Source organism: Spiroplasma corruscae (assembly GCF_002237575.1).
Lineage (GTDB): Bacteria > Bacillota_I > Bacilli_A > Mycoplasmatales > Mycoplasmataceae > Spiroplasma_A > Spiroplasma_A corruscae.
The window spans coordinates 65,281-81,730 of record NZ_CP022535.1 but is presented as its reverse complement, the minus strand read 5'-3'; the positions used below and the strand labels follow the sequence as shown (position 1 = coordinate 81,730).

The 16,450-nt window shown below is 25.6% G+C and carries 15 protein-coding genes and 1 other RNA gene; 2 read left to right on the top strand and 14 right to left on the bottom strand.

Annotated features, from left to right (window positions below; genetic code table 4):
• Positions 1–72: 72 nt before the first annotated feature.
• The gene (gene deoD, locus SCORR_RS00385) at positions 73–783 is read right to left on the bottom strand and encodes a purine-nucleoside phosphorylase (RefSeq protein WP_094048061.1); all 711 of its coding nucleotides are present in this window, start codon (positions 781–783) and stop codon (positions 73–75) included.
• Positions 784–2,080: 1,297 nt separating this feature from the next.
• Between deoD and SCORR_RS00380 the strand changes: the two genes are divergently transcribed.
• Positions 2,081–2,620: a hypothetical protein gene (locus tag SCORR_RS00380; RefSeq protein WP_094048059.1), complete on the top strand. Its 540-nt coding sequence runs from the start codon at positions 2,081–2,083 to the stop codon at positions 2,618–2,620.
• On the opposite strand, the gene trmB is transcribed toward SCORR_RS00380, so the two are convergent.
• From trmB to secG, 7 genes are all read right to left on the bottom strand, one after another.
• Positions 2,604–3,257, bottom strand: coding sequence for a tRNA (guanosine(46)-N7)-methyltransferase TrmB (gene trmB / locus SCORR_RS00375; protein WP_094048057.1), 654 nt, complete (start codon positions 3,255–3,257; stop codon positions 2,604–2,606). The genes SCORR_RS00380 and trmB overlap by 17 nt on opposite strands.
• Before the next feature lie 8 nt (positions 3,258–3,265).
• Positions 3,266–4,717, bottom strand: coding sequence for a magnesium transporter (gene mgtE, locus SCORR_RS00370; RefSeq protein ID WP_094048055.1), 1,452 nt, complete (start codon positions 4,715–4,717; stop codon positions 3,266–3,268).
• A gap of 9 nt (positions 4,718–4,726) precedes the next feature.
• Positions 4,727–6,682: an EAL domain-containing protein gene (locus SCORR_RS00365; RefSeq protein WP_157705300.1), complete on the bottom strand. Its 1,956-nt coding sequence runs from the start codon at positions 6,680–6,682 to the stop codon at positions 4,727–4,729.
• Between the two features lie 44 nt (positions 6,683–6,726).
• Positions 6,727–7,130, bottom strand: a transfer-messenger RNA (tmRNA) gene (gene ssrA / locus SCORR_RS00360).
• A 108-nt stretch (positions 7,131–7,238) separates the two neighbouring features.
• Positions 7,239–7,676 (bottom strand): SsrA-binding protein SmpB, encoded by a 438-nt coding sequence (gene smpB / locus SCORR_RS00355; RefSeq protein ID WP_094048051.1) that lies wholly within the window; start codon positions 7,674–7,676, stop codon positions 7,239–7,241.
• 9 nt (positions 7,677–7,685) lie between these two features.
• The gene (rnr, locus tag SCORR_RS00350; RefSeq protein WP_094048049.1) at positions 7,686–9,788 is read right to left on the bottom strand and encodes a ribonuclease R; all 2,103 of its coding nucleotides are present in this window, start codon (positions 9,786–9,788) and stop codon (positions 7,686–7,688) included.
• Between the two features lie 26 nt (positions 9,789–9,814).
• Entirely contained in the window at positions 9,815–10,105 is a 291-nt protein-coding gene (gene secG, locus SCORR_RS00345; RefSeq protein ID WP_094048047.1) for a preprotein translocase subunit SecG, read from the bottom strand.
• A gap of 131 nt (positions 10,106–10,236) precedes the next feature.
• Here secG and SCORR_RS00340 point away from each other — a divergent pair, with 131 nt between their 5' ends.
• The gene (locus SCORR_RS00340) at positions 10,237–10,632 is read left to right on the top strand and encodes a rhodanese-like domain-containing protein (RefSeq protein ID WP_094048045.1); all 396 of its coding nucleotides are present in this window, start codon (positions 10,237–10,239) and stop codon (positions 10,630–10,632) included.
• Here SCORR_RS00340 and SCORR_RS00335 read toward each other — a convergent pair.
• The 6 genes from SCORR_RS00335 to hprK are packed head-to-tail and all read right to left on the bottom strand — an operon-like array spanning position 10,629 to position 16,449.
• Entirely contained in the window at positions 10,629–10,850 is a 222-nt protein-coding gene (locus tag SCORR_RS00335; RefSeq protein ID WP_094048043.1) for a helix-turn-helix domain-containing protein, read from the bottom strand. The two genes, SCORR_RS00340 and SCORR_RS00335, sit on opposite strands and share 4 nt — an antisense overlap.
• A gap of 3 nt (positions 10,851–10,853) precedes the next feature.
• Positions 10,854–11,813 (bottom strand): DNA-binding protein WhiA, encoded by a 960-nt coding sequence (gene whiA / locus SCORR_RS00330; protein ID WP_094048041.1) that lies wholly within the window; start codon positions 11,811–11,813, stop codon positions 10,854–10,856.
• Positions 11,813–13,147 (bottom strand): prolipoprotein diacylglyceryl transferase, encoded by a 1,335-nt coding sequence (locus SCORR_RS00325; RefSeq protein ID WP_094048039.1) that lies wholly within the window; start codon positions 13,145–13,147, stop codon positions 11,813–11,815. The genes whiA and SCORR_RS00325 overlap by 1 nt, the downstream gene beginning before the upstream one ends.
• 48 nt (positions 13,148–13,195) lie before the next feature.
• A complete protein-coding gene (gene trxB / locus SCORR_RS00320; RefSeq protein WP_094048037.1) occupies positions 13,196–14,134 on the bottom strand; it encodes a thioredoxin-disulfide reductase in 939 nt (312 codons plus the stop codon).
• Positions 14,118–15,527: a prolipoprotein diacylglyceryl transferase gene (locus tag SCORR_RS00315; protein ID WP_094048035.1), complete on the bottom strand. Its 1,410-nt coding sequence runs from the start codon at positions 15,525–15,527 to the stop codon at positions 14,118–14,120. Before SCORR_RS00315 ends, trxB begins: the two co-directional genes overlap by 17 nt.
• Positions 15,520–16,449: an HPr(Ser) kinase/phosphatase gene (hprK, locus tag SCORR_RS00310; RefSeq protein ID WP_094048033.1), complete on the bottom strand. Its 930-nt coding sequence runs from the start codon at positions 16,447–16,449 to the stop codon at positions 15,520–15,522. The genes SCORR_RS00315 and hprK overlap by 8 nt, the downstream gene beginning before the upstream one ends.
• Position 16,450 lies beyond the last annotated feature (1 nt).

Genomic DNA, 16,450 nt, shown 5'->3' with positions numbered 1-16,450 from the left:
TAGCCCCCAAAAGTGTAAAAAAAACATTTATTTAATACACATAAATCCGTTGTTAAAACTTGAGTTTTAATATTAATTAAATAAGTTAACCGATGATTCTAATGCTAATTCACACATTTTTATAAAATTATTTTGGCGTTCTTCAGGTGTAGTAACTTGCTTAGTGATAAAGCTATCAGAAACAGTAAGTATACAACCTGCTTGCTTTTTTGTTACCAATGCATTAGCAAACAATGCAAAGGACTCCATTTCAACAAGGTCTAGATCATTTTCTTTTGCGAACTCTAGCGAGTCACCCATTCTATAAAAAACATCAGACGAGTGGATTCTACCACTAAATAAATTAATATTTAGATTATCAGCTGTATTTTTTATTGTATTATATACATTATCACTTGAATTTAATATTTTATCATCTATACCAGCGGCTAATTTTGCATAATTATTTTCGCCAAGAGCTTCTTTAACGTTATATATATCATATACATTAATATCTTTATTATAACTACCGGCTGACCCAATTCTAATTATACAATCTACATCATAGAACTTGAATAACTCATATGAGTATATTCCAATACTGGGGCAACCCATTCCACTACCAGCGATTGTGATAGACTTACCTTTATAAGTACCTGTGTACATGTACATATTTCTTACTTCGTTTACTAGTTTATAATCCTTTAAAAATAATTCAGCCATTTTTTTTGCTCTTAAAGGATCACCTGGCATAAGTACAATTTTTGCTACTTCGTCCTTTTTAGCGCTTATATGTGGTGTCATATTAATTTTACCCCTCTACAAATTTATTTTTTTATAATATATAGATAAATTTATTATATATTAATAGAACAATGATATTAAATATTTATTCAAACTTTAAAATAATATAGTTCGGTTATTTACATATATAACTTACCTAGAGATATAGTTATTAAAGAAATAGCTTAGTTTCAATTAAAAAATAAAATTAAAGTAACTAAAGAAATATCAATTAAATAATTATATTGAAATAAGTGCCAAACACTTGGTTTATATAGATGGTAATATCAAAGTTTAATAATATAGAATAATTGATTGAAAAGACTTTTATAAATGAAAAAAGATAAACACCTAAAAAGTTTAGTAAAATTGAAGATTAAACTATAACTATTATAAAAATAAGTAATTAAATTTTAGAATAATTGATTATTGAGAAACTTATGAAATACAAAGTCTGTTATCTAGCAATACTAGTATAACAAAATAAAAATGGATTTATATTTAATTAATAAATTCAAACAATAATTTATCCCACATGCCTTCTTTAACATCCACATACAACTTAAAAAAACTTACTTTAATAATGTTTTTAGCCGATACTTTAAGTCTAGGTTGCACAAATGATTTAAAACTATCAACAGATTATATTTACCAATCTATTAAAAAGTTTGCAGATTATTTTAGTTAGTAAGTACTACAAAAAATATACAAAATATATACAAATATTTTACTAAATATTGTATTGCAATAAAAAAAGTATCATACAAAAAAATGAATTTTGGTCTAAAACAAGTATAGATTCTAAATACTATTAGGAGTTTATAATTTATTTCACACTAATTCTCTTCTTACAAAGATTACAATAAATAAACTTTACAACATTAGAAAAAAATATATAAATACTTTCGGTCATTTAGAAGAATAATATTACAAAGAATCAGTTTAAAAGCATCAAAATATTTGAATAACTGAATGCATAATTACAAATAATAACTCAAAAAAAATATTTATTATTTTTTGCTTTTATAAATTAATATGAGTTAAGTAATTAAAAATAGAATAATTATGATAATACAAGAAAAATATTATTTTTTAATAAATAATTATATTTATAACCTTATCATAATTGTATTTAATATAATCAATAGATATAAATCAAATAATGATGGTGAAGATTTTATTATGATATAGCACTTAAAAATATAAATTTTTTGTATTTATTAAAATAACCTCTTTATACTCAAATATTTGTTTAAACTTTTCAATAATATAATTTATAGTTATTATTTTATATATAATAATGCATAGGTGAAAATAAATGGACTTTAATTTAGTTAAGAAAACGTTAAGAAAACCTATAATCTGGTTTGGGTCAGTGATATTTACATTAGTGTTAATATTCCTATTAATTGTTCTTTTGATACCGATTAGCAAAGAAAATAAAATTGTATTTAGTTGTGTATTCGTATTAAATTTTTTATTGATGTACTTTATATCATGCATACTTAACTTAAGCAAATCTTCTATAAGTTTATTCTACAGAATAATTATTACCAAAGAAGAGTCAAGCGAATACGAAGTAATGATAAAGAAGTCAAATTTCTCTTACATATTTATTACCATACTATTAATATCGACATTTTTTATTGAATTAACAAGTGGCTCAATAATAAAAAAAGTTTCTTGAGAAGAAAATGCTAAAGAAACTTATTGAGTATTTTTAATAATATTTCTAGTTAATCTAATTTATTTTTATTTATATACTGGTGTTACATTGTATCTACTAAATAATAATGCTGATTTTAAAAATAACTACATTGAATTTTATAAGAAATGCAACACTAAAATAAATTCTTAGTTAATTGAATTTTATATATTTTTTTTCCTTGATCCTTAAACTTTATTTCATACTCAGTGGGTATGTTTTTATTTATTTCATTTTGATCTTGATATAAATCATCTGTCTTGTAAATTATTTTAAATTTAGAATCACTTACTTCATTAATTGTAAATAGATATAAATCTTTATTATCGGTTTTTATTTCAATAATTCCACCGACTTTTAATAAATCAAAATATAAATTTAAATAACTTATATGCGTTAAACGATTCTTTGAATGTCTTTTTTTGGGTCACGGGTCAGAAAAATTTAAATATAGCTTACCAATTTTAGTATCTTTAAAATAGTCCTTTATATTTTTTGCATCAATATTTAAAAATCTTAAGTTGCTTTTTAATGTTTTAAAATACTCGATAGCTTTTTTCAAAGCGACTCCAATTACTGTTCTCTCTCTTTCAATTGCTATATAGTTAATTTTTTCATTTAACATTGACTTATTAATAATGAAATTACCTTTTCCACAACCAATCTCTAAATGAATTTCATTATTGTTAATAAATTTATTTTTTGATAGTGAATAATTATCTCCGTTCAAGAATCATGCTTTATTCTCTTCGATATAGCTAATTGTTCAATTTTTATTTCTTAATCTCATTTAATCTCCTATAGTATAAAGCTGCAATAAAAAATATAAGTAAATCCAAAAAATATTGATGTAGAAACAATATCTATAAAAGTGGATAATATTGGAGATGCCATAATAGCTGGATCTCATTTAAACTTCTTAGCCATTATTGGTAATGTACCTCCAACAAGTTTTGAAAATATTAAGCATAAGAACAATGAAACAGAAGTTATTGCTATTGTATATCAAACTATATTGCTCGACACGTCCCCTTTAAATTGTATTGAGTAAAATATTAGTGATCTAATTAAATTTATTATTACCAAAACTATTCCTGTAATTAACGAAACTCTTAATTCTTTTCATAATACTCTTCAATAATCATTTGTTTTAACTTCTTTTAATGATATTGCCCGTACTACCATAGTTGATGATTGTATTACACTATTTCCTGATGTGCTTGAAACAACATTAGTTACAGGTAGAACCATTAAAATAATATAAAATAAACCACTACTAATATCCATTAATTTTATATTAGGATCTTTGCTAATGAATAATTTTAAGAATAAGAAAACAATAGTTTGAGTAAGTGTTGCAAGTGTCATTAAAATAATTAATCATATGCATCTTGACTTCATCATTCTTCAAATACTTGTTTTAAAGTATTCATCTTCTGTCGGCCTAATGGCTGCCATTTTTTGTATATCTTCTGTAACTTCTTCTTCAATTACTTCAAATACATCATCAAATGTAACAACACCAACTAATTTGTTTTGACTATTTGTAACTGGTATGATACTTAATTCATACTTTTTAAATAAATCAATAACTGACTCTTGATCGTCACGAGTATAAGCGGATATAACTCTTTCATTAGTTATATCACTGACTAATGTGTCTCTACTTTCAAATAATAGTGATTTAATATCTACAATACCTTTCAAATTATTTAATTTATCAACAACAAAGAAAAAACTTTGTTCTTCAACAATGTCTTTCTTCTCTTTTAATTCATTTATACATTCCTCTACAGTTCAATTATCTCTTAATCTTATGTATTCAACATTCATGATACTTCCAACAGTATCATCGTCATATTTAAGAATTGTATTAAGTTGTTCTCTAGATTCAGGTGTTGAAGATCGTAATATTTTTTTCACTATGTTTGATGGCATCTCTTCTAATATATCTACAATATCATCACTATAAATATTTTCGAATATTTCGTTTATCTCTTTTGAATTCATTAATGATATAACATTTTCTTGTATTTCAGGCTCTAGATACGGAAATAATTCTGCACTTTGATCAGTTGTCAAAAGACGTAACAAAAGAATTATTATGCTTTCATCTTTTTCTTCTAAAGCTTTTGCTATATCATATGGATAGTATTTTTCTACTAAACTTCTTAAACCTTTGATATCATTTTGTTTTAATAAGAACTCAATCTTATCAATAATTTCTTTTTTTTTCGAATCTATGCTCATATATTTCCTTTATTTTTTTAATAAATAATTTAACTCTTCTGGGACTTTTGTTTTAATTTCAGATGAACTACCAATTAAGTCACCAAGAAAATAATTTAATCCATACTCTTTTAATCTTTTGTATATTATATAACTATTTACTCCTGTTACAATAATTTGTGCCTCAATTTTTTTAGATATTTTGTAAACTTCATCAATAATTTTTTTATATGCGTCTGTATTTGTTATATTTTTTGCAATTTCAGATTCTAAAAAAATATAGTCAGGCTCATAACATTGTAATAAACTATAATCTGAAAACTCACTACCAAAATTTGACACTGATATTTTTATTTTCAAACTTTTAAGAAACATAATATTGTTTTTTAAAACTAGCTTACTATTAATTTCCTTATCTATTTCAAAATTAAATACTATGTTATTGATATCTAGTTTAAAACTTTTCATTTTTAAAATGAACCCATCTTTATCAAACTCTGCACTTGATAAATAATCACTATCATAATTAATAAAGACAAGTCCGGTCGTTTTATTTTGTAATGTTTTTTTTGTATAATCTTTAAGTGAGTTAAGACATATAAATCTTAGGAATAGACTGGATAACCCCATATCTTCTATTTGATTTTTGTACTTTAAAAAACTTTGAGAATTAAACTCTTCTCCATTTATCATACCGTTCATAAAAAACCCGAGATATGATTCTTTTTGTAAATCATAAATAGGTTCATAGATTGTAGTATGTAAGTTTAAGTTTACAACTTCATTTAGTGATGCAAGTCTTCTATTTCTATTTTTTTCAGAAAGTATAACATTTGGTTCTGCAATACTATTATCATTATTTTTTATTGTAAGTTGGTTTTTTATTAAGTAACTATTTAAATCATTTAGTTTATCTAGATCATTTGAATGTAGACCGTAAAAACTTGAAACTGATTTCAATTTCATTTTAATTTCATAATTACTTAAAAGAAATTCTGTTTTTATTTTTTTCAATAAATTAAATAATTTTATTACATCAAAGTTCTTTCTCATATCGTTTATATTTTCAATGTTTATTGGAATAAATACACCAAATGTTTTATAGTTAGGTTTAAAAAAAACAACTTTCTTAAATGATTCAGAAATACTTTTGTATGCATTAAAAGATATACTACTTACAATATAATCCTTAATAACATTACTAACTTTCCTTTCTAATTTCTCAAGTCCTGGAATATAAAAATTGCAATAAATGCCATACTTTATTTTTTCTTTTTCTATTAAATCGAAAATCTGACTATTTGTGGAAGCAAAATTAAGATAATACTCATTTTCATAAACAACAATATTTTGTAGCTTTAAAGCATGCTTATAAATCTTTTCAACTGTTTGACAAATTAAATATACTAAATATATTCCAATTAAAATAAATAAAACATTTATTATTTCTAATTTTAAACTATATGTTTTTTCTTCAACTATAAATATAACTAACATAGTTATAAAAACTACTAATATTGTTGAACTAACTATAAATCACTGAGATAACTTATTGTAAGCATATTTTTTTATAACACTACCAATAAAGGGTATTAAATATAGAATAATTATTAGTATTTTAGTATACTGATCATCAACTGTACCAAAGTATTGTGAAAATAAACTTGAAAATAATAAAAAATTTAGTGTATTTCAAACTAAAATTCCAATTGAAGCGTATCAACTAACAAATAGAACTGCAATAAAGTATGAAATAATTGGAATAAACAAAGTTAAATGTAAATCACTTTTAGGTTCTCTAACTATATTTGTAATTGCAATAGAGAATGTAGAAATGAATCCAAATATAACTCCTCAAAATATTTGATAATATAAACTAATTTTTTTAAAAATATGTCTTGTAAAACCTCAAGATACTAAATAAAATGAAATGTTAATTATAGAAAAAGAAAGAATAATCAATATCGTTGGTCATATATCAAACACAATAATCACTAGCCTTTCTTTTTTTAAAATTAGCATAAAAAAAATGGTGGAGATGGCGGGAATCGAACCCGCGTCCAAAATACTCCAACCCATAGCGTCTACAGTTTAGAAAGTTTTGATTAATCTATAAAAAATAAAACTTACAAAAATAGTTTATAGATTTTGTGAAGTAATTTCGATTAACCTTCTCACAATAAGTTAATCTATTATGCTAGGTAATACGTCATTAAATGAAGCATAAACACATTTACTAACGTTGAATGCTATAAGTAATAAATACTTATTAAGCTGCTAATGCAACTCCAGCTGATGCATTATTGATCATGAATGCTGGCATTTCAAATTCATTTTTGTTTTCGTTTGCATTTTATCAAACCTAGAAGTATTAAGGTTTACCAAACCACTGCAACTATAGGCGAAAATATCCTGTCGAGACCGGGACACCCCCATATAATAATTATAAATAAAATTTTCTAAATGTATTATACTTTTCTAAAATATTTTAATTTTATTTAATAAAAAAGAGGCCTATTCCACATATCCTCACTTACACTAATTAAATCTTTTTTATTTTTCTTTCTATCTCTCTTTTTTTGATAACTTCTCTTTTGTCATAAAGTTTTTTACCTTTTGCAAGTCCAATTTCTAATTTGGCATAATTACCTTTTAAATATAACTTTAACGGAACTATGGTTAACTTTTCCAACATTACTTGTTTAAGAATTTTTTTGATTTCCTTTTTGTGTAAAAGTAAAATTCTATTTCTTGTTGAATCAAAATTTACATTATTAGCAAATTCATATTTCTTTATATTCATATTCAATATTTCAGGAATTCCTCGTCTTATTAAAATAAATGACTCATCAATTGAAACATTTTTTTCTCTTATGGATTTAATTTCCGGTCCTGTTAAAACAATTCCAGCTTCGTATGTTTCTAATATTTGATAATTGAAATAAGCTTTTTTATTTTTTAATAGTACATGCTCCCCCATATTAACCTCTTAACTAACAAGTTCAAAATCTATTACTCTTTTTTTTACGTCTGCATTTTTGACTCTTATCTTAATAATTTGTCCTAATCTTAACGTGTTATTATTTTTATTTATCATTATACTTTTATCAGTATCATAAACATAGTCTTTTAGTTCCGATATATGAACAAGTCCTTCTACACAATTAGAAAGTTGCACAAATATTCCAAACTTTAATACTGCAGAAATAACGCCTTGATACTCTAAATTTATTTTATCCTTCATATACTCACACATACAAACTTTGTTAACTTCTCTTTCAGCTGAAACTGCATTTTTTTCCGTTTCATTAATTATGTTTGACGCTTTAACAATAAACTTTTCATTATTGATTAATTTCTTTTCATTAAAATCTTTTTCAATTATGTATTGTTTTAAGTATCTATGCACTAGTAAGTCGCTATATCTTCTAATTGGCGAGGTAAAGTGCGTATAACATTCACTTGCTAAACCAAAGTGACCAATATTATCTAATCCGTATTCTGCTTTTTCCATAAATCTAAGCAATGTGATGTTTATAACTTCTCTTTCGGTTTCATTTTTAACTTGCTCTTCAATATCTTTTAATGCTACTTGTATTTTTTTAGGATTTAATTTTTCTTTATCATTTAGTTTTGCATTAATTCCTAGAGCCCTCAAAGATGCATGTCACTCAATTAAACTATCTTCTTTAGGTAAATCGTGATTTCTATAAATGAATGGTAACTCTTTATCAAATATTATTGTTGCAACAGCCTCGTTTGCACTAACCATAAAATTCTCAATAAGTTTTTCACTTATACCTCTATTTCTTTTAACAATATCTACAACATTAAAGTCTTTGTCTAAAATAATTTTTGGTTCTGATATTTCAAACTCTATTGAACCTCTACTTTGTCTTTCAACTTCAATTAAGTGATGAAGTTTTTTTGCTTCGTGAAGCATATCTAATACTTCTTTATTTCTTTTATGAGGGTTTTTGTTATTAAAAATATCGTTTACTTCTTTATAAGTAAGTCTCGCTTTTGAATTCATTATAGACTCGTAAACTTTTTTCCTTTTTACTTTTCCATTCTTATCAAAAATAATCTCTGCAACCATACATAACTTATCTTCGTTTGGGTTTAAACTACAAACACCATTAGATAATTTTTCTGGTAGCATTGGAATAACTTTGTTAGCCAAATACACTGAATTACCTTTAAACAATGCATTATTATCGAGTTCTGAATGAGGCCTTACATAATAAGATACATCAGCAATTGCAACGATAAGTTTATAATTGTCACCGTTTTTTTCGACATAAATTGCATCATCTAAATCTTTTGAGTCTTCACCATCTATTGTAACTAAACACTTATCAATAAGTGAGTTATTTTTTCTTCTAGCAACTTCTTCACTATTATAATTTATTGGTATTGCTACTTCTTCTGCTTGCTTTAAAGCTAATACAGAAAATTCTGGTTTGATATTAAATTCATAAGCAATAGATACAATTCTATCAATTGCTTTGTTTGAATTACCTATAACTTTTTGTATTCTAACAAAGAGTTTTTTATCTCTTACATCCAATATTTTTGCTTTAAGAATTAAATCTACTTTTAATGAGAAATCTTTTTGGTTAACCATAACTATTCTATAATTTTTAAATCCTTGTTCACTTGGAATGAAGTCAATGAATCTTCCGCACTTGCTTTTAACAAGTTCTCCAACAAGTGACAACTTAGTTCTGTTTGATATTCCCTCAATATTTGCTTTATAACGATCATCTGACTCTTTTTCAATAGTATATACTACTTCATCAGTGCTTATACAACCATTTAATGAATTTGGTGCAACAAAAAAATCTTCTTCAAGATTGTTGTAGTTTTTGACAAATCCAAACCCTTTATCATTAATTCTAATAGACCCTATTTTATATTTATCTCCAATGTAAAAAATCTTATTATCATTTGTTCATCCAACTAAGTATTCTTCTTTTAATTCTTTTAATTGATTGGTAATTTGATCTTTGTTTTGAGATAAATTAGCTAATATATCATTTAATGTTGTAAGTTCATTTGTTTTTAAGAAATCAATTAACTTATCTTTCATACAAATATGTCCTCTATGAAAAAACACTATTTAAGAATAGTGTTTGTTATTATACCTATTACTATTGTTATTACAAATAAAATTATACCCAAACTAAACATTCAAATTGACATTGTTTTATCAGTACCTCTTTCTTTTGAGTTAGAGAATAGTTCATCATTACCACCGTTTAGTGCGCTCAAACCTGTCTGAGAGCTTTTGTTTTGAACCAAACCAACTACAATCATCAGTATAGATATTATTAATGCTATAACTTCAAATACAAGTACAATTTGATTAGACAGTTCTTTTTGTGAAGCTGTTGCTAATAAATTCATACCCTACCTCCATTCAATATATATATCTTACTATAATATTTAATTAATTTATAAAAAACATATATGAATTCATTATAAAATATTTTATATGATATAAAATATTTAAATATATATTAAGAGAAGGTGAATTTATGCAATGACTAGATTTAGTATTTAAATTATTACAAAAAATATTTAGAACTAACTCATTTAATAGAAAATACAAGGTGCTCAAGAATAAAAAGTTTAAAACTATACTTAAAAACAAGAAATGACAAGTCATTGATTTAAGAAATAAAATAGAATTTGAAGAGCATCACCTTATAAATACAACTAATGTACCTGCTTGAACATTTAATTTTAATTATTTTAAATTAATAGATAAAAATAAAAAAATACTTCTTATTAGTAATGACTATAGAAGTAATTTATGAATATATAAAAACCTTAAAAGAAAAGGATTTAATGTAAGGCTTTTAGATACGGGCTATAAGAACATAAGAAACTTAGAATCCTATGATAACTTTACAAATGTAGTAATATATTAATTACTTTGTAAAAAGAATTCTGTTAAATCTATGTCTAAACCTCTTGCTAATTTCTCGATTGCTTTTAATGAAATGTTTCTTTTACCTCTTTCGGCATCAGAAATATAATTTTTATGTAATCCTGATCTGAAACTTAATTCTTCTTGAGTAATTCTTGCATTCTGTCTCAAACGTTTCATATTTTGGCTGAAAATTTCTAAAATAGTATTTTTTTCCATGTTTTAACCTTTCTTTATTTGATTGAATATATTGCTTATAATTTTAAACAAATTGCTTACTCCAGACTTAGATATTTTTAGATTGTTTTCTTCTAAAATCTGAACTAAATCAGAAAAAGAAGCATCTGGATTTTTAAGACGTGCTTGTGCTAATTTTTGAGCTTTTATTGGCAACTTACCAAATAGCCCTTGTTTTTTTATAAACTCTATTTCTTTAACTTGCCTACTACCGGCTATAATTGTGTTTTTTTGATTATGAATTTCGATATTTAAATATCTATTTACATTGTTTTTTAAATCTCTATCAATTCTTGTATTTTCGAAAGCCATAACTGACTCAGATGCATCAATGAATTTTAAAAAATCTGATACCAACATTGATTTTTTTATGTAAGCTACCGAGTTGTTTCTTCTTTGAACTATTTTAAAATCAAAGTTATACTGATTCATTAAACCTACAAAATAAGAAGATTCTTCTTCTGATTTAAATTGTAATTCTAAATGGTAGTTAGAAGTTTCTGGAGAGTTGACACTACCTATTGCAATGAACAACCCGGACACATATGCTCTAACTAAATCTTGATGCTTTTCAAATGTATTATTAATTTCAAACTCTTTAACTTTAACAACTTTTTTATTATCATTAAAATTATAGACTTCAAAACTTTCTAAAAAGTTTTTCACATTTTTGGATATTAATATACGATAAAGTTTTTTATTTGATACATTTACTGGTAAATCAATAACAGTGGTTTGGAAGTCTTCTTGATAAAAGTTTTTTAAAAGGTTAAACACTCCCCTTATTATTTTATTGCTACTACTCGATAACTGAAATAAGACTTCATTATCATTATATATCAATTCTCCATTAAATTTTAAAAACCCTAACAAAATCATACGCATTTGTTTCTCAGTAAAATTATGATTTAAAATTTCTTCTTTTACTTTTAAAGCAAAAGACATTATTTTTTATTCTTTTTTTCTAATTGCTTAGCAAGCTTTTCTTTAACTTTTTGAAATTTTAAATCTTCTAATTGATTTTTTATTATAGGTTTTTCCTTAACTTCTAACTTTTTACCATTAACACTATTTATGATAAAGTATTTTTGTTCATAAATATATCCTGGTTTTCTGAACACATATGGTAGTAAAAACTGAGCCAAGAACATTATAACCAATCCAGAAAACGCTGTCAATCCAATTAGTGTTAATGATAAAGTTTTTTGGTACATAATAAATAAATGATCATCTGGTCTATCTAACTCAAGAATAAATCTAATTAAATTTCAAGCTAGGAAATACCCCCCAAATTCAACACCACACCTTGTTAGCATGTATTTATTTGGGTTGTTAGTATCTAATAATAACTTTCCTTTTTTAAACCTTCTAATAATTGAGTTTTTATTATTTATTTTAGTAACATCCTCAATATATCTATCTTTTTGCTTTTCATCAAAATTACTAATAGTTGCTTCATCTCAAACTTCTCAATATGTCTTTTTATCAGGCTCAACTTTTCTTGTAAAGAAGTTTCTAAATGAGTATTTTAAATCAAATTGATATTTATCAGGATTTACTTTTCAAGGTTTTTTCCCAATTCATCTGCCAATAAAAGGTATTATAAGCGTAATTAATATCCAACTAAGCAACAAAGCAAGAGATTCATACAGAAATATTGGGTGCATTACATAAACTTGTCCATTTATTAAACCATTTGTATCGCTTCCAGAGTATGTGAAAGCCATATTATCTCTTATTACTTTTGGCAATCAAGACATAACAGAACTATCTTCGTAAAGTCCTACAGGCTTACCAAATATTTCGTGATTAAAGAAATTACCTCAACGCCCTATTACTTGTCCTAATAATACATTGGGAGCAATTGCATCCGCGTAAACTCATATTGATACCTTGCTTTTCTTTGATACAAAATTAAACATTATTAAACCAACTATTACAGTTCCTAATATGGCCCCGTGTATTGACATCCCTGGTTTTCAAAAAGCAAAAAGCCCAAAAAAACCTGCTCCGCCTGCGTTATTTCCGTTTTCTGCATTTAATTTACCAAAAAAACTAGCTCCGAACAAACCTACCGGTACTACAATAATAGCAGCGATTCACAATTCTCTAAAGTTTAATTTTTTTCTATAAAATTGGACTGCACAACCTAAAATTGATAAGATAACGCCTAACGTCATTGTTAGAGCATAAATATGGACAATTCCATAATCAGGATAAACTCTTGATCCAACATTAGCTTCATGTCAATCATTTCCCTGGATTCAGTTTGTTAACATATAATCACACCTTTATAACCTTGTAATTTTATCATAAGTTGCGATTAATTAGTTTAGATTTTCAATATATTTGACAGCAAACTGACCTGCTATCGCACCATCCGAAACTGCTGTTGCTATTTGTCTAAAAGGTGTAACTCTTACATCACCAGCTGCAAATAGTCCTGGAATAATTGTTTCCATTTTATCATTTGTAATTATGTAACCATCATTATCTAGTATTTCTTTATTATCAACAAATGTGGTATTTGGGTTATGACCAATAAATGGAAAAATTGCAGCAACTTTCATTTCCTTAACTTCGTTTGTTAATAAATTTTTGACTAGAACAGCGTTTACAAATGAATCTCCCTTAATTTCTGTTACAGCACTATCTAAAATAAACTTTATTTTACTATTACTTTTTGCTTTTTCTAAAGACTTTCGATCTACTCTAAATTCTTGTCTTCTATGAACAATATATACTCTACCAACAAACCGAGTTAAAAATATTGCTTCTTCGATTGCAGAGTAACCGCCACCGACAACTATAACTTCTTGATTTTCCTTATAAAAAGCACCATCACAAGTCGCACAGTAAGAAACACCTTTACCATAATACTCTTTTTCTCCAGGTATACCAAGTAAATTTTCTTTTGTTCCAGTAGCAATTATTAGTGAGTATGATTTTATAACTTTCTTATTTGATAATGTAATCGTAAAATAATTTTCTTCTTTGAAGAAATTCAATATTCCACAACCGGCTTCTATAGCACCGAGATTTATTGCTTGTTCATAAAAATGATAGCCTAGTTCTGGACCTTTTATAGTTTTAAAACCAGGATAATTTTCAACTTCATCAGTCTTCATTACTTTACCACCTGGTACTGAGTTTTCTAAAATTAATGTTTTTAAACCCGCTCTACAAGAATAAATAGCCGCAGAAAGTCCTGCCGGACCCTCTCCGACTATAACTAAGTCATAATCAATGTTAATAAGATTTTTCATAAAGTCATCCACTTTCCCTTCATTTTTTTGGTGCGATAAATTGTGCACTAATGAACATTACAATTCCAAGAACTAATATTCCTATAAGTGATAAATAATTTAATACTGGTATCATTTTTACAGATAATTCATATGGATCTCTAAACGAGTCTAATATAATTCTAAGTACTGAGATAAATATTACATAAATTGAACTGTATGTTCCAGCATGAAATATAAAATAGTTATTTGGATTATTTATTTTATATAACTCTTTTGAATCTCTTTTTATAAACTCTTTAAAACTTGATTTATTTTTTTTACTATAAATAAAATCTTGATTACTTTTCAAAATACTTAACTCTTTTGTATATTTATCTTTTGTATACTCTTTTTTTTCTTTCATAATTTTGATTTTATTTTTAAAATTCGATTTAAGTTTTTTGTAAGTATTAAGTGCTTTTAACTGGTTTTCTTTTTTATCTAAAATAACTTTTTGTAGTTTTTGTGAACTAATATAATCTGCCTCATATAATGTAAAAGCTTTACGTCACATCCAATTACTTTTTAAACTTAACTCTCCTTTTGAATTTTTTAAATAAAGTATCGGAGATTGAGTTTGGTACTCTCTTAATTTATCAATACTAATTCATCTTACTTCTTTATTTTTTTTACAAGGGAATGCATAAGGATCAATTTTATATGGTTTTTTATTTACAAGTTTTCAGATGTTTGGAATTATAAAAACTAATATAATTCAGAATATTAGAGTTGCAAAAGACTCATATAAAAATAACGGTTCTCTAAATTGAAGATAGTTTAACTCTTCACCAGTTTGTGGATTTCTAAAGTAAAATAATCTGTGTCAAATAAAATCAGGCAATCAAGTAATTTTACCCATGTTATAATCAAGTATTTTCTTCCCCATTATCTCATGATTGAAAAGATTTCCTCATCTCCCAACTGATTGTCCTAATAAAATATTTGGGACTATGCAATCTGCGTATGTTCAAATTGATATTTTAGTCACTCTCTTTTTATGTCAAAATCAGATGAATGCAGCTGTTGACCCAAATAACATACCTCCAAAAAAACTAAGACCAGGTTCTCAAAAGAAAAAAAGTCTATATATTTTTCAATCTTCATCTGTACTACCAAGTTTTCCAAAGAAACTTGCACCAATAACCGCTACTGGAATAGAGATGTAAATCCCATTTACAAAATCTTTTAGCGGTATTTTTCTTAATCTTAAACTTATTATAGAAGCCACAACAACTAAAATAACTCCAGAGAGAACAAAAATGGAGTAAAGAAAAGAAAGACTGTCAGAATATCTACCATCTCCTTTTGGAAATATATCGCTAGGTATTTCTTCTCCATTCTTTCATTGAAAACTTGCAAAAATATTAATCACTGTACTTCATCGCTCTTTCTGTAATTATATCGATTTCATCTTGATATTGTGAGTTTTGTTTAAGTTTTAATTTTGCAACAGCGACCTCGATAATATTTGGAATATTTCTACCAGTTGCTACTGGTACTTTAATATAAGGTACTTCAGCTTCAAGTAAAGGATACATTTGAAAATCGCTACCAATTCTGTCATACTCATCTGAACCATTGTTTTTAAATTGTGATAATTCAATAACTAAGTCTATTTTTGTATCATTCATTATTACTTGATAACCATTTGTCTTAGATACATCAACTATACCAATACCTCTAACTTCTACCAAATTTTTTAGAATTTCATGACTCTTACCATATAATTCATTAAACTTTCTCACAACAACAATTCTGTCGTCTCCAACAAATAAATGATTTGCCTTAATTAAGTCTAAGGTAATTTCTGATTTACCGATACCAGACTCACCAATTAATAAAACGCCTTTACCAAAAACATTTACTAATGAACCATGAACTTCAATGCTTGGTGCAAAATAATCATCCATAAACTCTAACAAGTTTTGAGTAAAATTACTTGTTGAGTCACTTTCAGATCTTACAATTAAAACATTTTCTTTTACTGCTGTTTGTATTAATAAGTCATCTTCAAATTTTTTAGTAACTATAATTAAAGGGACATTTTGTCTAAACAGGTTTTTATATCTATCTATTCTATCTTCTGGCTTAAAGTTCATGATATACTGATATTCCTTTGTAGACATCATTATAACCCTATGAGCCTTTTGCCCTTCTTCAAAATAACCTGCTAATTCTAAACCAGCCCTGTTAACACCATATACTTCTATCACTCTTTCTTTCATTAGATCATTGTTAGAAAGTATTTCTAAATTAAAGTTATTTATTATATCTTTTACTTTTAATTTTCTCATC